The sequence below is a fragment of the Thermicanus aegyptius DSM 12793 genome (assembly GCF_000510645.1).
GTDB lineage: Bacteria > Bacillota > Bacilli > Thermicanales > Thermicanaceae > Thermicanus > Thermicanus aegyptius.
The window spans coordinates 2,036,227-2,059,253 of sequence record NZ_KI783301.1 but is presented as its reverse complement, the minus strand read 5'-3'; the positions used below and the strand labels follow the sequence as shown (position 1 = coordinate 2,059,253).

22 protein-coding genes are annotated in these 23,027 nt (G+C 50.6%); 19 read left to right on the top strand and 3 right to left on the bottom strand.

The genetic code is table 11. The features are described 5' to 3' along the window. Window positions 1-7 precede the first annotated feature (7 nt). The 15 genes from THEAE_RS0110855 to THEAE_RS0110775 all read left to right on the top strand — a co-directional run bounded on the left by THEAE_RS0110855 (window position 8) and on the right by THEAE_RS0110775 (window position 14,137). Complete coding sequence (locus THEAE_RS0110855; RefSeq protein ID WP_028987488.1) at window positions 8-334, top strand: hypothetical protein; 327 nt, start codon at window positions 8-10, stop codon at window positions 332-334. Window positions 335-686: 352 nt separating this feature from the next. Then, window positions 687-1,544, top strand: a complete 858-nt coding sequence (locus THEAE_RS0110845; RefSeq protein WP_028987486.1) for an alpha/beta fold hydrolase — start codon at window positions 687-689, stop codon at window positions 1,542-1,544. Window positions 1,545-2,064: 520 nt separating this feature from the next. After that, window positions 2,065-2,484, top strand: a complete 420-nt coding sequence (locus THEAE_RS0110840) for a GlcG/HbpS family heme-binding protein (protein WP_005581731.1) — start codon at window positions 2,065-2,067, stop codon at window positions 2,482-2,484. Window positions 2,485-2,611: 127 nt separating this feature from the next. Further along, complete coding sequence (locus tag THEAE_RS0110835; RefSeq protein WP_005581729.1) at window positions 2,612-3,538, top strand: catechol 2,3-dioxygenase; 927 nt, start codon at window positions 2,612-2,614, stop codon at window positions 3,536-3,538. A 223-nt stretch (window positions 3,539-3,761) separates the two neighbouring features. Next, window positions 3,762-4,589: a 2-keto-4-pentenoate hydratase gene (locus THEAE_RS0110830; RefSeq protein ID WP_245605550.1), complete on the top strand. Its 828-nt coding sequence runs from the start codon at window positions 3,762-3,764 to the stop codon at window positions 4,587-4,589. An 18-nt stretch (window positions 4,590-4,607) separates the two neighbouring features. Beyond that, a complete protein-coding gene (locus THEAE_RS0110825) occupies window positions 4,608-4,985 on the top strand; it encodes a 2Fe-2S iron-sulfur cluster-binding protein (protein ID WP_028987485.1) in 378 nt (125 codons plus the stop codon). 345 nt (window positions 4,986-5,330) lie between these two features. After that, window positions 5,331-6,905, top strand: a complete 1,575-nt coding sequence (locus THEAE_RS0110820) for a 4-hydroxyphenylacetate 3-hydroxylase family protein (RefSeq protein ID WP_169730013.1) — start codon at window positions 5,331-5,333, stop codon at window positions 6,903-6,905. 514 nt (window positions 6,906-7,419) lie between these two features. After that, window positions 7,420-8,103, top strand: a complete 684-nt coding sequence (locus THEAE_RS0110810) for a GntR family transcriptional regulator (protein ID WP_005581725.1) — start codon at window positions 7,420-7,422, stop codon at window positions 8,101-8,103. A 247-nt stretch (window positions 8,104-8,350) separates the two neighbouring features. Continuing rightward, complete coding sequence (locus THEAE_RS0110805; protein ID WP_028987483.1) at window positions 8,351-9,796, top strand: aldehyde dehydrogenase; 1,446 nt, start codon at window positions 8,351-8,353, stop codon at window positions 9,794-9,796. Between the two features lie 24 nt (window positions 9,797-9,820). Next, window positions 9,821-10,720 carry an acetaldehyde dehydrogenase (acetylating) gene (locus THEAE_RS0110800; protein ID WP_039944432.1) on the top strand — a complete coding sequence of 300 codons (900 nt, stop codon included), beginning with the start codon at window positions 9,821-9,823 and terminating at the stop codon, window positions 10,718-10,720. A 17-nt stretch (window positions 10,721-10,737) separates the two neighbouring features. Continuing rightward, window positions 10,738-11,778 carry a 4-hydroxy-2-oxovalerate aldolase gene (gene dmpG / locus THEAE_RS0110795; RefSeq protein ID WP_028987481.1) on the top strand — a complete coding sequence of 347 codons (1,041 nt, stop codon included), beginning with the start codon at window positions 10,738-10,740 and terminating at the stop codon, window positions 11,776-11,778. 28 nt (window positions 11,779-11,806) lie between these two features. Further along, the gene (locus THEAE_RS0110790) at window positions 11,807-12,580 is read left to right on the top strand and encodes a 2-keto-4-pentenoate hydratase (protein ID WP_005587762.1); all 774 of its coding nucleotides are present in this window, start codon (window positions 11,807-11,809) and stop codon (window positions 12,578-12,580) included. 31 nt (window positions 12,581-12,611) lie between these two features. Beyond that, the gene (locus tag THEAE_RS0110785) at window positions 12,612-13,397 is read left to right on the top strand and encodes a 2-keto-4-pentenoate hydratase (RefSeq protein WP_052329926.1); all 786 of its coding nucleotides are present in this window, start codon (window positions 12,612-12,614) and stop codon (window positions 13,395-13,397) included. Between the two features lie 16 nt (window positions 13,398-13,413). After that, window positions 13,414-13,671 (top strand): 4-oxalocrotonate tautomerase, encoded by a 258-nt coding sequence (locus THEAE_RS20705; RefSeq protein WP_084213528.1) that lies wholly within the window; start codon window positions 13,414-13,416, stop codon window positions 13,669-13,671. Continuing rightward, window positions 13,664-14,137 carry a flavin reductase family protein gene (locus THEAE_RS0110775; protein WP_005587760.1) on the top strand — a complete coding sequence of 158 codons (474 nt, stop codon included), beginning with the start codon at window positions 13,664-13,666 and terminating at the stop codon, window positions 14,135-14,137. The genes THEAE_RS20705 and THEAE_RS0110775 overlap by 8 nt, the downstream gene beginning before the upstream one ends. A gap of 124 nt (window positions 14,138-14,261) precedes the next feature. Here THEAE_RS0110775 and THEAE_RS0110770 read toward each other — a convergent pair whose 3' ends face one another. From THEAE_RS0110770 to THEAE_RS0110760, 3 genes are all read right to left on the bottom strand, one after another. Continuing rightward, window positions 14,262-15,602 carry a dicarboxylate/amino acid:cation symporter gene (locus THEAE_RS0110770; protein WP_028987479.1) on the bottom strand — a complete coding sequence of 447 codons (1,341 nt, stop codon included), beginning with the start codon at window positions 15,600-15,602 and terminating at the stop codon, window positions 14,262-14,264. Window positions 15,603-15,684: 82 nt separating this feature from the next. Continuing rightward, window positions 15,685-16,386, bottom strand: coding sequence for a response regulator (locus THEAE_RS0110765; RefSeq protein ID WP_005587756.1), 702 nt, complete (start codon window positions 16,384-16,386; stop codon window positions 15,685-15,687). 56 nt (window positions 16,387-16,442) lie between these two features. Next, window positions 16,443-18,032 (bottom strand): ATP-binding protein, encoded by a 1,590-nt coding sequence (locus THEAE_RS0110760; RefSeq protein WP_028987478.1) that lies wholly within the window; start codon window positions 18,030-18,032, stop codon window positions 16,443-16,445. A 101-nt stretch (window positions 18,033-18,133) separates the two neighbouring features. On the opposite strand from THEAE_RS0110760, the gene THEAE_RS0110755 reads away from it, so the two are divergent. The 4 genes from THEAE_RS0110755 (at window position 18,134) to THEAE_RS0110740 (ending at window position 23,026) form a co-directional block, all read left to right on the top strand. Further along, window positions 18,134-19,177 carry a DctP family TRAP transporter solute-binding subunit gene (locus THEAE_RS0110755; protein WP_005587754.1) on the top strand — a complete coding sequence of 348 codons (1,044 nt, stop codon included), beginning with the start codon at window positions 18,134-18,136 and terminating at the stop codon, window positions 19,175-19,177. A 102-nt stretch (window positions 19,178-19,279) separates the two neighbouring features. Continuing rightward, on the top strand, window positions 19,280-20,569 hold the full coding sequence (gene hemL / locus THEAE_RS0110750) for a glutamate-1-semialdehyde 2,1-aminomutase (RefSeq protein ID WP_028987477.1): 1,290 nt from the start codon (window positions 19,280-19,282) through the stop codon (window positions 20,567-20,569). Between the two features lie 50 nt (window positions 20,570-20,619). Further along, window positions 20,620-21,603: a 4-hydroxy-3-methylbut-2-enyl diphosphate reductase gene (locus tag THEAE_RS0110745; RefSeq protein WP_005587752.1), complete on the top strand. Its 984-nt coding sequence runs from the start codon at window positions 20,620-20,622 to the stop codon at window positions 21,601-21,603. Between the two features lie 178 nt (window positions 21,604-21,781). Beyond that, window positions 21,782-23,026, top strand: coding sequence for a LysM peptidoglycan-binding domain-containing protein (locus THEAE_RS0110740; protein WP_005587750.1), 1,245 nt, complete (start codon window positions 21,782-21,784; stop codon window positions 23,024-23,026). Window position 23,027 lies beyond the last annotated feature (1 nt).

The window sequence follows — 23,027 nt, the reverse complement described above, 5'->3', positions numbered from 1 at the left end:
CTTTGCAATGTGGACGGATGATACGGATAAACTACTCCCTCCTTTAGAGGCAGGAGTCCTCGGGGAGGGTTTCGAAGAGATGAAATGGGGGAAAAGGGGCGGTCCATGGAAGTTGACCGTCCCTCATTTTTTTCTCACATGTATCCGTCTCTTTTTTTTTCAAGTTGGATCGCCAAAACTCCCCTTTCTTCTTGGCCATTACCACGGTGGTCCCGCCGTTGCCAATGAGACAATGATTCTTGTGTTGATAGATCGGACTGAGATGGGGATGGAGGAAGCGAAAGTACTTGTCAATCTTTCAGAGATTATAAAAAAAGAAGATAAAAAGAATTGACGATACTGATAGTATATAATATCATATAATTATGAATGATTTTTGCATCTCATACAAAGGGAGTCAAACAAGTTGTTTTTCCTACGAATCGAGGTGATCATGCCTCAAAAAAATGAATTCGATTGAGAGAGTGATGCGTCGGATGGATGAACTCTTTCCCAAGGGTGCAATGGATGCGGAGGAGTCATTCAATCGGTTCGTAAATGTAATCGCTTTCTTCATTTTGTTTGGTTATTTTGATTCAATTTTTCGGTTAAGCGGAGGTTCTTATGACGGCGTATTAATCTTTCTGGTGGCTATTGATTGCTTGGCGCTTTGAGGATAAATTTACTCAAAAAGGAGAGGGATGAAGATGGACAAGGTGATAAGTACCCGCGTGAAAACTGGAAATTACGAAACATACGTCTATCGTTCCGGCCAGGGAAATCATCAGGCCATTCTCTTTATTCACGGCTCCGGTCCAGGAGCAACGGCATGGTCCAATTGGCAATATGCCCTCCCTTTTTTTGGAGAAAAGGGATTTGACAGCATCGCACCGGACTTGATCGGATTTGGAAGTTCGACGCATCCAAGCGATCTTCCTAAGGGTACGCGCTCTTGGATGAGGAAATGGGTCGATCAGATAAAAAATCTGCTTGATGCCCTGGAAATCAAACGAGTCCATTTGGTGGGCAACTCTTTGGGTGGTGCCGTTGTGCTCCATTTGTTGGCAGAAGCGCCTGAGAGAATTGAACGCGTTGTCTTGATGGGACCGGCAGGCGCCCCTTTTCGCTTAACGCCCGAGTTGGACCGCATCTGGGGATTTTACGATGATCCTTCTGAGGAAGCGATGGCGCAAATCATCCGCTGGTTTGCGTATGATGAAAGGTTCATAGAAGGACAGCTGGAGCAGATTAGCAGAATGCGCTTTGAGGCAGCCATGGATCCGGCGGTGCGGCGTTCCTATGAATCGATGTTTCCTGGTCCTCGCCAGCAGATTGTGGATGATCTCGTTCTACCGGTTGCAACCCTACGTCGCATCCAGCAACCGGTCCTGCTCGTTCATGGGTTGAATGACCCCATTGTCCCGGTCAAGACCAGTTATTATCTTTCCCACTACCTTCCCCGGGTTAAGATGATGATTTACGGCCAGTGCAGTCATTGGACACAAATTGAATACAAGGATAGTTTTCACTCATTACTCCTTCATTTTTTTAATCAAAGTCTCTAAGGCGGATGTAGTCTATTAGAAGCTTCGTTTTAATTTATGATCTCCTTGCCCATTGGAAGATATTGATTCATTTGCAGATTTCTTTTCGGCTGCAAAAAGAGCGCCGGAGAATAAAAAAAATCTATTGACACAAAATATTTAATATAATATCATATATATGAAATTGAAATTTTAGAAAATAAAAGCCTTTAAACGAGTATAGTGTACTTCCGGGGGAGGAGGTGGTATTGGGTTTAGTGAGGATGCAATGGATGTGGCAGTTGCAAGGCTCGTGCGTAGTCCCCTTTTTTCGGTAGATAAAAGGGGGGGGGTTAAAAATCGTTTCATAAAACCGTAAACATGCCCGTAATCCGCCTTTAGATCAGCGTACCTGTTTCATGAAAAGGTAGCGTGGACATGCAAGTGAAAAAGGAATCGGATAGTGGCCTTCGATGTAACCGTTACCAAATTGTGTAGTGACGTGAACCTTTTCTAAAAATCACACACGGTTGGATGTGAGGGTGGCTCAGGGGGTGTAAAGGTGAATCAATTTCATCTAAAGAAGAGCATCACGTTGGAGCTGGCAGAAGAGATGCTGGACCGGGCAGTTAAGAAGGCCAAAGAATTAGGCGTTGCCGTGAATATTGCCATCACAGACGAAGCAGGGCAGCTAAAGGCATTTCGTCGAATGGACGGAGCGCCTCTGCTTTCGGTAGGAATTGCCCAGCGCAAAGCATACAGTGCCGCCGCGTTCCGCATGCCAACGGGGAAATGGTATGACATGATTAAGGATCATCCATCTCTCTTGCATGGAATTCCCCATACCCCTGATCTTGTCATCTTTGGCGGAGGCTTCCCTTTGGAAGTGGAAGGGGAGGTCATCGGAGCGATCGGTGTAAGTGGAGGTTCCGAGGAAGAAGATGAGAGGATCGGTTTGGCGGCATTCGATATAACGAAGTGAGTGAATCTTAAGATGTAAGGTTTCACTTGAAGAAAAAAACCTGAATGCGTGGATCTTCCAGCCTGTATTACAGGCCGGTTGATTCAATAAAACTAATTAAAAATTATTAAAAAAGGAGGAATGGAACGTGGGAGAGGGCATCATGCGTCTGGGTTATGTCGTCACAAGGGTGACGGACCTGGAAGCGGCGAGGAAGCATTATGTGGAAGTGATGGGTTTGGAAGTGACGGACCGCACCGATACGGAGATTTACTTAAAGGGATGGGACGAATACGACCATCATTCCATCGTCTTGCGCCAATCCGACAAAGCGGGATTGGAGAAGATGGCCTTTAAGGTACACACCTACGAAGATTTGGCGCAATTGGAAAAGAATCTACAACAATACGGCGCCTCGGTGACGCGTATTTCCAAGGGGGAGAATCACAAGGTGGGGGAGGGTTTACGGTTTCGTGCTCCCTCAGGACATACGATGGAACTTTATGTGGACATGGAATATAAGGGCAAAGCCCTCTCTCAAGTGAACCCTGCACCGTGGCCGGATGGTCTGCTTGGAGTTGGCGCACCGCGCATCGATCATCTCTTGATTACGGCGGAAAAGCCCCATGAAACGGTCGATTTTCTAATGAAAGCCCTTAATTTTTACATGAGTGAGAAAGTGGTTGAGAACGAGCGGTCGGAGACGCCGATTGCGGCCTGGCTGTTCCGGAGCTATACACCCCATGACATCGCGATTATTCCGGGGAAAGATGAAGGGCTCCACCATTTCGCCTTCTGGTTGGATGAATTTACGGATTTGCGTAAGGCAGGCGACGTCTTCTCTAAAAACGATGTTCCCGTGGATGTAGGGATTGAGCGCCACGGAATCACACGGGGACAGACCATCTACTATTTTGACCCATCGGGGAACCGGAATGAGGTCTTTACGGGCGGTTACATTGCCTATCCGGACATGCCGGTGGTGAAGTGGACGGCGGATCAACTGGCACGGGGGATCTTCTACTTCAACCATCGCTCCGAATGGATTGCAGGATTTACCGGAGTGACCACCTGATGAACCTTTGGAGCAAACCGTGAAGAAGTTTCCCTTACGAGAACCCCGCGGGCTCTCCGGTTTGCGGGGCTTCTCTCTTCAATAAATTTGTATGAGGAACGGGTGTGTGCAAAGAGTGAGAGGACGACACCATGGTTACAAATTGGTTCGGTCTACAGCAGTTTGGGCTCTGGTGCGTATGGAGAAAGGGTGAGTGGAAAGATAGGGGACTTTTTTAAGGGTTATGTTATTGGGTTATGTTATTTATGAAGGAATAGAAGGAGAGGAGAGGGACATGTTTGGATCGGGAGTAAGACATCAGGAGTTTGCCAAATTGTTGTGGGAGGCGCGTCTTAAACGGAACCCCATCAAACCATTGACCGCCTTGTGGCCCGATATGACGGTGGATGATGCGTATGCGATCCAGAATTGGCTGATCCAATTTTACCTTGCCAATGGAGATCGCCCGGTTGGGTTTAAACTTGGTTTTACAAGCCTTGAGATGCGCCGTGCCATGGGAATTCATGATTCCAATTATGGCATCCTTTTGGCGAGCATGATCCAACTCTCTCCTGCCAAGGCAAATGATAACTTGATTCATCCGCGGGTCGAACCGGAGATTGCGATGCGCATAGGATACAGATTGTCAGGGACCGACATCACCTTAGCAAGAGTAAGAGATGCGATTACCCATGTGGCACCTGCACTGGAAATCGTTGATTCCCGTTTCGAGCATTTTCGTTTTACTTTCCTAGATAATACCGCGGATAACTCATCGGCAGCCGGAGTCGTATTAGGAGAATGGCGGGATATATCCCATGTGGATCCCGATCGTTTGTGGGTAAAAATGAGCGACGGGGTTCAGGAGGTAGAAGGATTTAGCACGGCTGTGATGGGAAGTCCTTTGGCAGCGGTATCCTGGCTAGTAGCGGAACGAACTAGGCGCGGTCACCCTCTTCCAGGTGGCTCGGTGATTCTTACCGGAGGGATGACAGCTCCCTTTGTCTTATCTCCAGGAACACGGATCGAGGGAGACTTTGGGCCATTGGGTCAAGTCGTTCTCCAGGTATGAGATCAGGGGAAATAAGGGTTGTTGAAAAGAGGAGAGGGGGTTAGCGCCTTCGTGGAAGAAAAGTTTCTCATTCGCATAGAACCGTATGGGAAAGAGGTGGTTGCCACCCCCGGGGAGACCGTATTAGAGATTCTCCGGAGAGAATTTTATGGACGGGAAGGGCAGCCTTCCTTTCAAGGCTGTCGCAGAGGAGGCTGTGCCTTTTGCAAAATGGAACTCCTTTCGGGAAACGTTCATCACAATGAGGTCTATTCCCGCGCCGCACTCCCGGTGGAGGAACGGGAAAGGAATTTTATACTTGCTTGTCAGTCAAAGCCTCTTTCCCATCTCACCCTTCGCATGTTGGAAAGGGAGAGTTTCCTCGATCTCCTATTAAGAGCGTCCAAAAAGGAATAAAAGATGTATCATGATCTTTTTGATGAACGAGCGTTTATGCATCACCGGATTAATCGAAAAAATGAAAATCGAATTTATTTTATATTGTAATAATATAAAATATAAGATAAAATATTTTTGTATTTAAAAAACTGTTTCTCAGAGGAGGTGAAATGGCACCTATTCTTTTAGGAAGATTGAGTGGTTGAAGAAACCCGACGGAAGAAGATTCTTAAAGGGAGGTGGTTATGGGATTGGAATAAGTATGCGGTGGAATGTGAGCGCTATCATCGGAGGTTGGTTACTTGTTACAGGGAAACACGGTTGAAACCCGAAAACATGAAAAAGAGAAAGGATGGAATGAATATGGCGATTGCAAAACAAGCCCTTCGTCCATTTACGGGAGAGGAATATTTAGAAAGCTTGCGCGATGGTCGGGAAGTTTGGATTTACGGCGAGCGGATTAAGGACATCACCACCCATCCCGCCTACCGCAATTCGGCTCGCATGTTTGCCCGCTGGTATGATCGAATCAATCAACTACACGCCGAAGATGAGCAACGTGGTGGGCCGGAGAATTGGAAGTGGACGGTACCCACAGATACTGGAAGCGGCGGATGGACCCATCCCTATTTCATCGGAGCAAAGAGCGCCGATGATTTGATCAAAGGGCGCGACACCATTGCCGAGCTGCAGCGGGTCGTTTACGGTTGGTTGGGACGGGCTCCGGATTACAAGGCGGCCTTTGTCGGGACGTTGGGGGCAAACAGCGATTTCTATGCTCCTTACCAGGAAAATGCCAAAAGATGGTATAAAGAAACCCAAGAGCGCCTCTGGTTTTGGAACCACGCCATCGTCAATCCGCCGATTGATCGCAACAAACCGATTGAAGAAGTATCCGATGTCTATATGCATGTGGAAAAGGAAACCGATGCAGGTGTCGTGATTTCCGGGGCTAAGGTGGTGGCTACCGGCAGTGCCCTCACCCACCTTAACTTTATCGGTCACTATGGTCCTATGCCGATCAAGGACAAGAAGTTCGCCCTGATCTTCACTGTGCCTATGAATGCCAAAGGAGTAAAGCTCATCAGCCGGACTTCCTATGAGTTTATCGCCGCCACTACGGGCAGCCCCTTTGACTATCCGCTTTCCAGCCGTTTGGACGAGAATGATGCGATCTTAATTTTTGATAAAGTTCTCGTTCCATGGGAAAATATCTTTGTTTATGGAGATGTAGAGAAAGTGAACTCGTTTTTCCCCGCATCCGGTTTCGTTCACCGTTTCACCCTCCACGGTCTGACACGGTTGGCGGTTAAGCTGGACTTCATCGCCGGAGTGGTTCTCAAAGCCGTCGAAGCCACAGGTGTCAAGGACTTTCGCGGTGTCCAAGCTCGCGTAGGGGAACTTTTGGCCTGGCGCCATCTATTTTGGTCGCTATCCGAGGCCCAGGTGAGGAATCCCGAGCCGTGGGTGGGCGATTATGTGCTCCCCAATCTTGCTGCGGGCTTGGCCTACCGGGTGTTTGCCACGGAAGCTTATCCTAAGATCAAGGATATTATCGAAAAAGACTTGGCTAGTGCCCTGATTTATCTTCCCTCTCATGCAGTCGATTTCCTCGATCCTGAGATCCGTCCCTACCTAGACCAATACGTCAGAGGGACAAACGGCTATGATGCGAAAGATCGTGTGAAGCTGCTTAAGCTTCTTTGGGACGTGGTAGGAACAGAGTTCGGTGGTCGTCACGAGCTCTACGAGCGTAACTACGCTGGTAACCACGAAAATATCCGCCTCGAGGTACTCCTTACCGCTTTGAATACCGGTGATGCAGATCGATTTAAAGAATTTGCAGAGCGCTGCATGGCTGAGTACGATCTGGAAGGCTGGAAAGTGCCTGATCTCTTCAATCCTTACGACGTAAGCGCCGTTTTAAAAAGGGCATGAGAGCGAGCGAAAAACGGTCTTACGTTTGGATCGATCCTGTCGGACATGGGTATGGAAGCAATGCGTTCATAGAGGTGATCCGGCGAAGCGTGGCCATTGACGTTTGGGATTTAATTGGATATAATATCAAATAAGACGAGAAAATCGAGAGATTATGTGTTCCAAATCAAAATATCACGAAAAAATCGTACATGTTCAGTCCGGGTGAGTGACCAAGAGGCGGAGCGGATGTTCGTGTCTCCTCTTGGTTTCTCTCATCCATTTCCCAAACGATCAAAATGATTTGCTTTTCGTTATCTACAAAGGGCTTCGAATAAGAGAATGTGCACTAAGCCGAATGTGCACTAAGCCTGACTTTTGCAGTTGTGGCCCACTGAGTCCGCGCATTAAAGAAAGAATTGATATGAGGAGATATTTTCATTATAATACATGTTATATGATACCTTATCCTTTGAGGAGAAGATATTTAGAGTGTACGATCGTTCCGGAACCAATTGAGGGAGGATGAAAATGGATGGAAAGAAAGCCGATGACGCGGACCGAGTGGGTATATGAACAGTTAAAGGAGGCGATCCTCTCTGGAAAAATAGCACCGGGAGAACGGCTTGTGGTGGACCAGCTGGCCCGCGAACTTGGGACCAGTCCGATTCCTGTCCGTGAGACGCTGCGTCGGTTAGAAGCGGAAGGCTGGGTAGAAAGCAAACCCTTTGTGGGTGCAAGGGTTTCCCACGTGAAACTGGAAGAGTTAGAAGAGCTGTTTACCATACGATTGGCTTTGGAACCGATTTTAGCGAGGACATCCGTAAAAAGAGTCACCCAGGAAGCGATTGAAGAACTGGAGCGGCTTGTTAATGAGATGGATGAAAGCATAGAGAAAAACAATCCGAATGAATACAGTCGATTAAATTATGAATTTCATCGGGTTTTGTATGACTTTTCCCCGTGGAAGGAACTTCACCGCATTGTAACCACAGTTTGGGAAAAATCAGCCCGTTCCCGTTGGGTATTTGTGCAGACGCCACAAGCGATGATGGAATCCCAAAAAGAACATAGGGAAATGATTAAAGCGATTATTGAACGCGATGAGGATAAAATGGAGAGGTGGATGCGCACCCAAAAAGAAAGAGCGTTTAAAACCTATATTTCAACTTTGAAACAAACTTCGAATGAAGAGCTTGCTAAATCATTGCGAATTTGAAGTCGTCACGATTTACAATTCAATCCAATTCTTCTGAATAGGGATCACACGAAAAAGAGAAACGTATATTCGGTCATTCATTTACTTTTATTTTTGACGGTTGTATTTTTAGATTTTATCATATAAAATATATGATAAAATCTATAGTATGTGTGAAAGGAAACCTCATAGGATGGATAGAAAGAGATTCTGATCACAGAACCTGGTGTTGCACGGGATAACAAAGAGAGGGAAAGGAGAAAAAGAGATGAGTTTCACAAAGAATTGCTTGCACTTTATTGATGGTCAATTTGTAGAATCCGAGGATGGGAAGCGTTTCACAAATGTAAATCCGGCAACGGAGGAAGAGATCGGCTGGGTCGCCGAAGGGGGAAAGAGGGAGATTGACCGGGCGGTAGAGGCGGCCAGGCGTGCGCTGAAAGGGGAATGGGGAAGGTATTCCATCCGCGATCGCATCGCGGTCGTTCGCCGCATCGGGGATCTGATCCTGGAACGGAAAGAAGAGTTTGCCCGCCTCGAATCCCTCGATACGGGAAAACCATATACGTTATCCCTTAACCTGGATATTCCCCGGGCGGCTTACAACTTCCATTTCTTTGCCGATTATCTCCACTCCGTAGGGACGGAGAGCTATCAAATGGATGCCGGCCAGCTTCATTATGCCATCAGGCGGCCGATCGGAGTCGTTGGTCTGATCAATCCATGGAACCTACCGCTTCTTCTCCTCACGTGGAAGATGGCACCGGCGCTCGCCATGGGGAACACGGTTGTCGCCAAGCCGGCGGAATTAACCCCCATGACGGCAACGCTTCTTGCGGAAGTGATCAAAGAAGCCGGCGTGCCGGATGGTGTCGTCAATGTGGTTCACGGTTTTGGCCCCAATTCAGCCGGCAGTTTCTTAACGGAGCATCCGGACGTGAATGCAATTTCCTTTACCGGGGAGACGCACACGGGAAAAATCATCATGGCCGCAGCATCTAAGTCCTTAAAACGCCTTTCCTTTGAATTGGGAGGAAAGAACCCTTATATCATCTTTGAAGATGCGAACTTAGATGAAGTGATTGAGACGACGATTCAGTCCAGCTTCTCCAACCAAGGAGAAGTTTGTTTAGCCGGTTCCCGCATCTATGTCCAGCGCCCGATTTACGATCAGTTTCTGGAACGATTTGTGGAGCGGACGAAACAGCTCATTGTAGGGGATCCCTTTGACCCGAAAACCAATGTGGGGGCATTGATCAGCAAGGAACATTTGGAACGGGTCAATGGTTATCTTGACATTGCCCGGAATGAAGGGCGCATCCTCCTTGGTGGGAAGCGTCCCGAAGGCATGGAAAAGGGGTATTATTTGGAGCCTACAATCGTCGTAGATTTGCCGGAACAATGTCGTGTAGTTAAGGAAGAGGTATTCGGCCCTGTAGCCAGCATCTTACCCTTTGATACGGAAGAAGAAGTGATTGCCAGGGCAAACGCCACGGAATATGGACTAAGCGCTACGATCTGGACCAATGATTTAAGGAGGGCACACCGGGTAGCTCACCAGATTGAAGCGGGGGTCATCTGGATTAACACATGGTTTTTACGTGATTTACGCACTCCCTTTGGAGGGATGAAGCATAGCGGCATCGGTCGCGAAGGGGGAGCCCACAGCGTCGAGTTTTATTCGGAACTGACCAATATTACCGTCAAACTTTAATGAATGGGTGAAGGAGGGATAAAGATGGCAGCGGTAAAAAAGTTGAAAGCAGCCATCATCGGTTCGGGGAACATCGGCACAGACCTCATGTATAAACTTTTTCGCAGCGAATGGGTGGAGCCGGTTTGGATGATCGGCATCGATCCGGAGTCGGAAGGGCTAAAACGGGCCCGAAGCAAGGGGCTCACCACCTTCGACGGAGGATTGAAACAGGCTGTTGAGGCAGGGGTGCGACCGGACATTGCCTTTGATGCCACCAGCGCCAAAGCCCATGTGCGCCACGCCAAAACGTTACGGGAGCTTGGGATCCAGGCCATCGACCTGACCCCGGCCGCCCGGGGACCCTACGTTTGTCCCGCGGTCAACCTGGGGGAGCATATCGACGCGTTAAACGTCAACATGATCACCTGCGGCGGACAGGCGACGGTGCCCATCGCCTATGCCGTGCAGCAGATCACCCCGGTGGAATACGCGGAAATCGTGGCCACCATTGCCAGCAAGAGCGCCGGGCCCGGCACCCGGCAAAACATCGATGAATTTACGGAAACCACCTCAAAGGCTCTGGAGGTGGTGGGAAAAGCCAAAAAGGGGAAGGCGATCATCATCTTAAACCCGGCCGAACCGCCCATCATGATGCGCAACACCGTCTATTGCAACGTAGGGGATGTGGGAACAGAGATCGAAGGTAAGATTGTGGAATCGATTCAAAAGATGGTGGGGTTCATTCAAACCTATGTCCCCGGGTATCGCCTCAACCGGGAGATCGTGTTCCGGGACGGGGTGGTGAGCGCCTCCGTGGAAGTGGAAGGTCTCGGCGACTTCCTCCCGGTATATGCGGGGAACTTGGACATCATCACGACGGCGGCGGTGAAGGTGGCGGAGGAGATGGCGAAGCACCGCCTATCCGTCGTAGAGAAAAACTAGAGAAAGAAGGGGAAAGGATGGAAAAGAAAAGGATCAAGGTAACCGATGTCACCTTGCGCGATGGGATGCATGCGGTGAAACACCAATTTTCCGTGGAAGACGTCCGGGAAATCGCCTCCAGGCTGGATGAAATGGGCGTAAGCCACATTGAAGTGACCCACGGCGACGGGCTGGGCGGATCCACCATCCAATATGGATTTTCCAAAGAAAAGGAAGAGGACCTGTTAAGGGCGGCGAGGGAATCGATCAAGCGGGCGAAACTGGCGGCCCTGCTCCTTCCCGGCATCGGCATCCTGGAAGACTTGGTGCGGGCCCGGGAGATCGGCATCGATACAATTCGCATCGCCACCCACTGCACCGAAGCCGATATTTCCGAGCAACATATGAAAGAAGCGAAGCGCCTGGGGCTGGAAGTGGTCGGCTTTCTCATGATGTCCCACATGGTTTCCAAAGAAAGATTGGTGGAAGAAGCGATAAAGATGGAGTCCTATGGGGCCGATGTGGTCTACATCGTCGACTCCGCCGGCGCCATGATTCCGGAAGAAGCGGGGGAAAAGGTGGGAGCATTGCGGCAAGCCTTATCCCGGGACGTAGAAGTGGGCTTTCACGCCCATCACAACCTGGCCCTCTCCATCGCCAACTCCTTCGCCGCCATCGACGCGGGGGCGGCCCGCATCGACTGCAGCCTGGCAGGGCTCGGGGCGGGGGCGGGCAACACACCTCTGGAAGTATTCGTCGCGGCGGCCGATAAACGGGGCATAGAGACCGGGGTGGATCTCTATCAAGCGATGGACGCGGCGGAAGATATCGTGAAGCCGAAAATGATCCGTCCCATCCAGGTGGACCGGGTGAGCCTTACAATGGGTTATGCCGGCGTCTACTCCAGCTTTCTCCTTCATTCCTTCCGGGCCGCCGAACAATTTGGGGTGGATGCCCGGGACATCTTAGTCGAGCTCGGAAAGCGAAAAGTGGTGGGCGGACAAGAAGACATGATCGTCGACGTCGCCTTGGAGCTGAAGAGAAAAAAGGCCGCAGCTGCATCCGGGGCAACCCGTTAGGTGCGGAGGGAAAAGGAGGAGCCCGTTGATGTACACACTGGAAGAAATGGCGCTCCGCCTCAGAGAGGCGGAAGAAAAAAAAGAAGGAATACGCCCGCTTACCGACCTCATGCCCTCCCTCACCCCGGAAGAGGCGTATGAGATTCAACTCATCAACATCCGCCGCAGAATTTCCCAAGGGGAACGGGTGGTGGGGAAAAAGATCGGCCTTACCTCGAAAGCGATGCAACACCTCCTGGGCGTAAATGAACCGGATTACGGCCATCTGCTGGACACGATGGAGATCGAGGCGGGAAGCCGTGCGCCGTGGGAAAAACTTCTACAACCGAAAGTGGAAGGAGAACTCGCCTTTATCCTCAAAGAGAGGCTAAAGGGGCCCGGGGTGACGACGCTGGATGTGATCAAGGCGGTGGATCAAATGGTTCCATCGATTGAGATCGTCGACAGCCGCATCCGCGACTGGAAGATTAAACTACCGGACACCATCGCCGACAACGCCTCATCGGGACTTTTTCTCCTGGGAAAAGAAAAAGTTCCCCTCAGGGACGTTGATGTGACGGAAATCGGGATGGCCCTCTATGTGAACGATACCCTGGTCAATACGGGCGTGGGTGCGGCGGCGCTGGGGAATCCCCTGTACAGCGTGGCTTGGCTGGCCAATTTCCTGGGCCGTTTCGACATCCCCCTGGAAGCGGGGGAGGTGGTCCTCTCCGGGGCCTTATCGGCCGCAGTGGAAGTTCATCCAGGAGATCGTGTGAAAGTCGAATTTGCGGATCTGGAAACTTTGACGGTCCAATTTTAGACGAATGGTGAACCGGCAAAGGAGAGGAGGAATGAGAGTGGGACAGGAAAAGTGGGCCGAGTTGGTCGATATCCTGGAGGCTGCAGAAAAGGGGAGAAAGGCGATCCGGCGCCTAACGTTGACGCACCCGTTTGATATAGAAGAAGCCTATGCGATCCAAGAGGCCTGGATCTCCCGCAAAATAAGGGATGGGGAACGCCTCATCGGATATAAGATGGGGCTTACGAGCCCCGCTAAGATGAAGCAGATGAAGGTATCGGAGCCGATCTATGGAAAACTTCTGGCGGGAATGTACGTTGATAGCGGGGAAGCTCTCCCTCATTCCCAATTTATCCATCCCCGCGTTGAAGCAGAAGTCGCCTTTTTGCTGGGAAAGGATCTAAAAGGGGAAGGTCTCACGGAGGAAGAGGTATTTTCCGCCACGGATCACCTGATGGCGGCGATCGAAATCATCGACAGCCGTTATGAAAATTTTCAATTTACGATGGCCGACGTGATTGCCGATAACGCCTCTTCGTCGCGCTTTGCGGTAGGTACCCTCTTGCTTACGACGGGAATGGATAAGGTATCTACGTTGGGGATGACCCTTCGCATTAACGGGGAAGTAAAGGCGTTGGGGACCCCCGCCAATATTTTGGGTCACCCCGCCAGGTCGGTGGCGATGCTTGCGGGCATGCTCGCACGGAAAGGGGAAGGGTTGAAAGCGGGCGAAATCATCTTAGCGGGTGGGATCACGGAAGCGGTGGCGGTTCAGCCGGGAGACGTTGTGGAGGCCCATTTTGCTCGCTTAGGGAATGTTTCGGTCCGTTTCGTATAAGGAAGGAGGTCGTAAGATGCCGCTGGTTCAGATTCATATGTTGGAAGGAAGAACGGAGGAGCAGAAAAAACGAATGATGGTTGAAGTGACGGAAGCCATCGCCCGTACGTTAAATGCCCCCGTAGAGTCGATTCGCATAGCGATTTATGAACTGCCCAAATCCCATTGGAGCGTAGGGGGGATCACCATGGAGGAAAGAGCGCTCAATTCGACGGCCTCACACTACATCCAAGCAAATTCGGAGGCGAAAGCAGGGGGTAGAGTCCATGATTGACACAAGAGATTTTCGCTATTGCCTCGGGAGATTTGCCACAGGAGTGACCATCATCACCTACAACAGTCCGGAGGGAAAACGGGGACTCACCGCAAACTCCTTTACTTCCATTTCTTTGGATCCTCCCCTTGTCCTCATATCGATTGGACGCACAACCAAGGCTGCCGACTTTTTAAAAGGAAACTCTTTCGCAGTCAACATTTTATCCAAAGAGCAGAAGGATTTATCCAATCACTTTGCCGGAAAGCCGATCCTTGATCTTCTAATTCCCTGGGGAGAAGGAGAACATGCTCCTTATTTAGAAGGAAGCCTTGCCGTGATCGAATGTCAACCATGGCAAGAGTATGATGGCGGCGACCATCTCATTTTTTTGGGAGAAGTGAAGCGTTACTTTTACCGGGACGGCGATGCCCTTGGGTTTTTCTACGGCCGTTACTTTGACGTGGCAAAGCCTGATGCGGTTTAACCAAACTCATTTGTAACCCCCTTAACTTGTGAAAAGATGTTGGATAATTTGAAAGGGGCCATCCTTTGGACGGCCCCTCTGCTGCTTAGTTTTTTTTAATTTCCCTACCACGGTTCAAGGTGATTTATCGGACGGTGGAGAGAGAATGAGCCTCAATTTTCTGGGAAATCTCCTCCACCTCTTCTACTTCTTCTCCATTTAGAATCCGGTCTGCCCGCTTCTGATCAAACTCCTTCTCCCATTTGGCCACGACGACGGTGGCGACCCCGTTGCCGATCAGGTTGGTGATGGCCCGGGCTTCCGACATGAAACGATCCACTCCGAGGAGAAGGGTTAAGGCGGCGACGGGCAAGGTATGAATCGAGGAAAGGGTGGCGGCCAGGGTGATAAATCCACCGCCTGTAACGGCGGCTGCCCCTTTAGAAGTTAAGAGGAGGACGGCCAGGATGGTGAGCTCTTCCCCGAAAGACAGAGGAGTATTGGTCGCTTGGGCGATAAAAACGGCGGCCATGGTCAGATAGATGGAGGTTCCGTCCAGGTTGAAGGAATATCCCATGGGGATGGTGAGCCCGACCACCGATTTGGAGGCGCCCAACTTCTCCATTTTGTTCATCATCCTGGGAAGAACAGACTCTGAAGAAGAGGTGCCGAGGACGATGAAGATCTCTTCCTTGATATATTTTAGGAATTTCCAGATGCTAAAGCCGTTCATCTTAGCCACCAAGCCTAAGACGATGAAAACGAAGAGGATACTCGTCGTATAGACGCCCGCCATCAGCTTGATCAATTGGTTCAGGGTGTCGATCCCAAATTTTCCGATGGTGAACGACATGGCACCGAAAGCGCCGATCGGGGCGAGGCGCATAATCATGCCGACGATGCCGAACATGCCCTGGGAGAAGATATCGATGAATCGGACGAAAGGTTTTGCCTTCTCCCCCAGGGCGGAGAGGGATACCCCTAAGAGGATGGAGAAGAGCAGAACTTGCAAGATCTCCCCTTTGGCAAAGGCATCGACCACGTTATTCGGGATGATATTCAGAACAAAATCGGTAAAGGTGAGATGCTCCGCCGCGGTGGTGTAGTTTTCAATCGCCTTTGTGTCCAGGGTGGCGGGATCGGCGTTAATCCCTGCTCCCGGCTGGTAAAGCTTCACCACGATTAAGCCGATGATCAGAGCCAGGGTCGTAATCACTTCAAAATAAATGATGGCTTTAATCCCTACCCGGCCTACTTTTTTCAGATCCCCCATGTTCGCAATGCCTACGACGACCGTGGCGAAGATGATAGGAGCGATCAACATCTTAATCAGCTTAATGAAACCATCCCCCAGCGGTTTCATCTGCACCGCCAAATCGGGGTTGAAAAAACCAAGGAGAATCCCCACGGCAATTCCGACAAGAACTTGGAAGTAGAGGTTGGTATACCATCTCTTCTTCTTTTCTTTTTTACTTTTCTGTTCCATTTCATCCTACCCCCGTTGTTTTGTTATACAACACTATGATAACGCTTGCAGGGGGAGGTGAAAATAATATGAACATTTCGTTTTAATTTTGATCATATTGGTCACAGCGAAGGCAGAGATAACGGTGGATGGGTCGGCCCACACTGCCGTATTGGATCTCCAGTTCCACATCGCCTTGCTGTACCAAATAGTCGAGATAACGACGGGCGGTAACCCTGGCGATGCCGATCGCTTGGGCCACTTCCTCGGCAGAAAGCGATTTCCGCTGTTGGGCGAGAAAAGACCGAATCTGATAAAGGGTAAGAGGAGTAAGGCCTTTCGGCAATTCCTCTTCCTTCTTCACCGAGGAGAAAAGAAGCCGGTCCAGCTCCTCCTGGCTCACCTTTTTGTGGGAGCGGAGTTTTCGATATTCCCTGTATTTTAATAAAGCCTGCTTAAGCCGTTCATAGGTGAAAGGTTTGATAATATAGTCAAAAGCCCCGTTTTGCAACGCCTCATGAATAAAACGACTCTCTTCTGCGGCGGTGATGAGGATCACATCGGGCGAGGGATTTCCTTGCCTGATCTTCTTAAGGGTTTTTAGGCCATCCTGCTCAGGCATGAAGATGTCCAACAGCAAGAGATCCGGTTTTAGAGAAGGGATGAGCTGCAGGGCTTTCACCCCGTTGTTGGCGGTGCCGGTTATGAGAAATCCGGGGATCTTTTGCACCATGGAACGGTTAATCTCTAAAACCATGGGGTCGTCTTCGACGAGCAAGATGCGGATGAAATCCTGCGATGCCATGTATTCTTCCCCCTTTCTTTCTCGGAGACTAAAACTGAAGCGAATCGAGGAAAGACTTACCCCTTCCGTTTTGGCAGATGGATCGTAAAACTGGTTCCTCTCTCCGAATCACTGTCGACCTCAATTTTTCCATTGATTTGATCGACGATCTGCTTGACGAGAAAAAGGCCTAACCCTCGTTTTTTCGGGTCTTTGGTGGTGAAGCCCTTCTCAAACACCGCTTCCCGGATTGCCTCCGGAATCCCTGGGCCGTTATCCTCCACCACGATCAGGACTTCCTCCTCCATTTCCTCCATATAAATGAGGATAGACTTTTTCTCCTTCTCCGTTTTTACCAAGGCATCAAAACTATTTTCCACCAGATTTCCAACGATCACCACCAAATCATGGGGTTCTAGCCCTTCCGGGAGAGAGGACAGGCGGGAGTGGGGATCGATTCTTACGGTAATGCCCAATTCTTTTCCCCGATTTATTTTGCTCAGGATAAGACCGGAGAGGCTAGGAATCTGGATCTTCTCCGTCAGCATCTGGGAGGTTTCTTCCCGGATCTCATGGACATTCATCAGATAGTTGAGCGCTTTCTCGTATTCCTTCAATTGGATCAAACCGGCGATCGTGTGCAGGTTGTTTTTATGTTCATGGGCTTGCACCCGCAAAGCTTCTACATACTCTTTGACTCCCGTCAGCTCTTCCGCCATTTGCGTCACTTCCGTCCGGTCAAGAAAGACGGCCAAAGCGCCGATGATCTTCCCCTCCAGGCGGATGGGCATGCGATTGCTTAAGATGAGGGTGGGTCCGATATGAAATTGATGCTGGTAAAACGCAGCCCCCTTTTCCAATACTTCCGGCAGCCTCGTATCCGGAAGCACATCCCGGATCTTTTTCCCGATGGGGTCCGCGTTAACCCCCAGCATCATTCTGGCGGCTTTGTTAAACACCGTGATCCTTTCCTCTGTGTCGATGGCGATCACCCCTTCATGAATGGCGTCAAAGGTGGCGATTCGTTCCGTCAACATGCGGGCGATCTGATGGGGCTCCAATCGGAAGAGCTGTTCTTTAATATGGCGGGCTAGCAACCATGACCCCCAAAGCCCGAAGAGGAAGGCGAGCAGGAAGATGGTGAGAAATTGTTTTCGCTGTTCCCAAAAAAGCTCATAGGGAGTGGGCAGGATCTTTCCCGATACCACCACGCCAATCTGCTCTAATCGTTCGTTCTTGATGGGGACGAAAGCCCGGATGGCAACGCCAAGTTCCCCCTTGGCTTTGCTCAGATAAATATGCTCTGCGAAGGCTTTATCATCCTCATCGGCTTCGAGGATCGTTCCGATGCGCCGGGAGACGGGATGGGAGAGCCGTTCCTTCTGCATATTGTAAACCACCACATAATCCATCTTGTTAATCATGCGGATCGGTTCGACAATCTCTTGAACCTTATTCCCAGGATTGCCGCTTTCGATCAGGTGGCGTATCTCAGGAAGCTCTGCGATGGTCCGAGAAGTGATCATGGCCCGTTCTCCCAATTCCTGTTCCTTTACCTGGGTTACGTTTCCAAGATAGATAAGGCTTGCGAGGAGGAGGGAGAAGATCACGATGCCGGTGGAAAAAAGGGTGATTTTCCATTGAAGGGGGAAGGTTTGAAATCGCATAGCCCCGCCCTATCTCCTTCCTTCTCAAGTCCTCCGAATTGACACTATTATTGTAACAGAATGACGTGGTATCATAAAGAAAAACCGCGAAGGTGGTCGATATGCGCTCCTTTTTGCCGACCTTTCTTTTTCTTCTCATCGGAATCCTTTCCGCCCTCTACTTAGGGTTTGGCTTTCCCTACTTCACCCCCTATGCCGCCGATCCGGAACAGGCGGGGTTAAAAGGACAGATTTTAATCCGCTTCAGCCACGTGGTGGCGGAAAACACGCCGAAGGGACGGGCCGCGCGTCTCTTTGCGGATCTGGTTTACGAGCGAAGCGGGGGGAGGATAAAGGTGGAGGTCTTCCCCAACGGCTCTCTCTATACGGATGCGGTAGAGATTGACGAACTAAAAAAGGGGCACGTCGAGATGATCGCTCCGGCTTCCGCCAATCTGTCCGGCCCGTTCCCGGAATGGGGAATTCTGGACCTTCCTTACCTTTTTCCCAACTATGAAGCTTTAGATCAGGCTTTATCCGGCCCTTTGGGGGAGAAGCTGTTAAAAACGATGGAAAAGGAGAATATGGTGGGCCTTGCTTTCTGGCATAACGGGCTGAAGCAGGTGACCAACAATGTCCGGCCCCTCATCCTTCCTGAAGATTTTAAGGGGCTCCACTTTCGCATCATGCCTAGCCCTGTGATCGCATCCCATTTCTCCCTTTTCGGCGTGAAGACGACGAGCGCCCCGTTTAACCAGGTTTATCTTTTGCTCAAAAGCGGCCAGTTGGACGGGGAAGAGAATACCATCTCCAACATCTATACCAAACGCTTCTATACCGTGCAGAAGTATATGACCTTAAGCAATCACGGCTATTTAGGCTATCCTGTTTTTATCAATCGGAGTTTTTGGGAGCGCCTCTCCAAAGGGGATCAGGAAATCATCCGGGAAGCGATGGCGGAGGCCACCTCTTTTCAGCATCGTCTGGCTGAGCAAATGAACCAAGAGCAATTGGAAGAGATGAAACGTTCCGCCATTGCGATTCATGTGCAAACCCCGGAAGAACGGGACATTTGGGCGAAACGGCTGGAACCTCTTTATGATGAAGTGAAGAGATCCCTCGGGAAGGAATGGGCGGCGGAGATCGAGAAACTCCGCGGGAAATGAAGTTTTTTTCTAAAAATGATACAATCAAGGGGAATACGGAATCTCTGTACGAAAGAATAAATGAGGATTTTAGCGGTGCGAATCCTGAAGCGAGGTGGAACCATGCAGCGGAGCTTTGAACGTTCAAAGGAACGGTATAAAGAAGCGGTAGAGGTAATGCCTGGGGGAGTAAACAGTCCGGTCCGGGCTTTCAAATCGGTGGGAGGAAGCCCCCTGTTCATCGAGCGGGGAGAAGGTTCCCGGATTTATGATGCAGACGGCAATGAATACATCGATTATGTCTTATCCTACGGACCTCTTATCCTGGGGCATGCCCATCCTAAGGTGATCGAAGCGCTTACGAAGACGGCGGAAAAGGGGACCAGCTTTGGGGCTCCCACTTCCCTGGAAATCGAATTGGCCCGAAAGGTGACGAAGCTGATCCCTTCCATCGAAATGGTGCGCATGGTGAACTCGGGAACGGAAGCCACCATGAGCGCTCTTCGTCTCGCCAGAGGCTACACGGGACGGGATCTCATCATGAAGTTTATCGGCTGCTACCATGGCCACGCAGACAGCCTCCTCATCAAGGCAGGTTCAGGGGTTGCTACGCTTGGACTGCCCGATAGCCCGGGCGTCCCGGCGAAGACGGCCGAACATACCATCACCGTTCCCTATAACGATCTGGAAGCGGTAAAGCTTGCCTTCCAAAGGCACGGAGAAGAGCTGGCCGCCGTCATCTTGGAACCGGTGGCCGGCAACATGGGGGTCGTCCCGCCAAAACCGGGCTTTTTGGAAGGTTTGCGGGAGATCACCCGGCAGTACGGCGCGCTCCTCATCTTTGATGAAGTGATGACCGGATTTCGGGTGAGCCTGGGAGGGGCGCAAGGCCATTACGGTATAACGCCGGATTTAACCACCCTGGGAAAGGTGATCGGCGGTGGCCTTCCCGTGGGCGCCTATGGAGGAAAGAGGGAAATCATGGAAAACGTCGCCCCCGCAGGGCCTGTCTACCAAGCGGGCACCCTCTCCGGGAATCCCTTGGCCATGGCCGCAGGGCTTGCCACTCTGGAAGAACTGGAGAGGCCAGGAGTCTACGAAGGGTTGCAGAAGAACGGTCTCCTCCTGAAAGAGGGCCTTCTGGAAGCGGCAAGGGAAGCCGGGGTTCCCGCCACCGTTAACCAAGTAGGAGCGATGCTGACCCTCTTCTTCACCGATGAAGAAGTCACCGACTTTGCGACGGCCAACCGACAAAACCAGGGACACTTCATTCGCTTTTTCTGGAAAATGTTAGATCAAGGCATCTACCTGCCTCCTTCCGCCTTTGAGGCTCTCTTCCTTTCCACCGCCCATACGGAGAAAGAGATTGAAAGAACCTTGGAGGCGGCGCGAATTGCCTTCAGATCCCTATAATCTTTCATGAAGGAGTATTCCTATTCTGTGCGAAATAAGGAGGTGGACCGATGGAAGTGATCAAAATCTCTCCCCGGGGATATTGTTACGGGGTGGTGGATGCGATGGTCTTGGCCCAACAGGTGGCGATGGATAAAAGCCTCCCCCGCCCCATCTACATTCTCGGCATGCTGGTCCATAATCGGCACGTGGTAGAAGCGTTCGAAGAAGTTGGCATCATCACCTTAGATGGCCCGGATCGCCTCTCCATCTTGGAGAAGATTGAAAAGGGAACCGTCATCTTTACCGCCCATGGAGTTTCACCGGAGGTGAGGAAGAGAGCGCGGGTGAAGGGACTTACCGTGGTAGACGCCACCTGTCCCGATGTGACGAAGACCCATCGCCTGATTGAAGAAAAGAGGGCGCAGGGGTATGAGATCCTCTATATTGGGAAAAGAGGGCATCCGGAACCGGAAGGAGCGGTGGGGATCGACCCGGCCCATGTTCACTTGATCGAGAAGGAGGAAGATCTGGAGAAACTCCGTTTACCCGACGGGAAACTCCTCGTCACGAACCAGACCACCATGAGCCAATGGGATATTAAGCACCTCATGGATAAGATCGTCGAGCGATACCCCCATGCCGAGGTATATAACGAGATCTGCATGGCCACCCAGATTCGGCAGGAGGCGGTAGCTGCGCAGGCGAAGGAGGCAGACTTAACCATCGTCGTGGGAGACCCCCGGAGCAATAATTCAAACCGCCTCGCCCAGGTGAGTGAAGAAATCGCCGGTGTTAAGGCATACCGCGTAGCCGATGTGACGGAAATCAAACCGGAGTGGCTTCTCGATAAGAAAAAGGTGGCGGTCACCTCCGGAGCCTCCACGCCGACCCCCATCACAAAAGAAGTGATCGATTACCTGGAGCAATTTAATCCCGAAGACCCCTCCACCTGGGAAAGAAGGAGAAGGGTGGAGACGGGGAAGATCCTTCCTCCCATTCGGAAGAAAAAAGAGGAGAGACCTACATCCCCTCCCTCCACAACTCTTTCCTGAAGGGATGGACCCGATCGAAACGCTCGGTTTGGAACGCCGTTGCCTTGTTTAAAACGAGAGAAGGCAGCGGTTTTTTTGTCGCCTTTTGCCCGTCATAATCCGGGGACGAAACCCATATAGTATAGGGGATATAAGGCCAAACGTATGGGAAATGTGGGAAAAGGAGGACATGTTGATCATGGAAAAGGGGAATCGAATTACCTTTGAGCTTCAGGAGAGAATCCCCCTGGAGGATAACCTGCAGGATTCCTCCCAAATCGTAAATGTAGAGCTTCTTCCGGAAATCGAGATGGTGGCAGTACAAAATGCTTATCGGATTCGGGGATTTCTCACCTTTAGCGGGGAATATGAAATCGGGGAAATGTCGGAAGGGATCACCCCTCCTTACCTTCCGGAAAAAGAGGTCTACCATCGAAGGGCATTGCGAAAAATCTATTACCGCATTCCGGTAGATATCTCCCTTCCTGCCTATCGGGTGGATGAAAACGGCGTGATTCTCCAGATTAATAGCCTTGATTATGAGCTTATAGCCTCTAACCGTCTCCTCGTGACTGCGGAAGTGGAGTTGGACGGCATAAAGAGCGGAAATGAGAAAAGAGAGGAAATCTACCCGCTCCTGGATCACGCAGGCGAGCCGCTGGTAGAAAAAACCTCCCATTGGGAGCGAGGATTTAACCAGAAGGGGGAGGAAGAGACGGTTCCTGAGAAAAAAGAGGAGGCTGCCGTATCGGCTGAGAAAGAGGAGGAACCGTCGGGTTTCGAGGAGGAGGATCCCTATGAGCAGGAGACGTATCCGATCACGGAAGCTAAACCTCTCCCGAAAGATCAGAACATCGAAGTCCTTCCCGCCTCTGCTGCTCATCCTGAAGACCGGGCGGAGAAAAAGCCGCCTCTAAAGGAAATGCCTCCCGTAGAAGAAAAGGTGGAAGAAGAGGAGGTGAAAATCGAAATAGAGATTGAAGGAAAAATAGCGTTTGAAGAAGAACCTCCCAAAGTAGAAAAAGTAGAAAAGGAAGTGAAAAAGCCTGAAAAAGAAATTCCCCTTGAGAAAGAGCCGAAACCCATCCCCGAACCCTCCGATGATTTCTTAAAAGGGGCCATCGCGCCAGAGAAAGAGAAAGCGCCTGTAGCAAAAGAGAAGGGGGGGCTCAATGAAGATCCGAAGGTTTCCCTTCCTCAAAAGATGATGAAAGAAGCCCTGACACCGGAGAAAATAGGCATCTCCCTGTTTAAGAAATTATTCCCTGGACAAGAGGAAGAAAAGGCTCAGATGAGGTTATGCTTCGTGCAACCGGATGAGAGCATTGAAGAAATCGCAGAACGTTTCCAGATGAAGGCGGAGGAGATCCTCCGATACAACGGGCTCAGTTCCGGAAGAGAAATCAAAGGTGTGATCAAAATTCCGGTACGCAAAGTGAGATAAA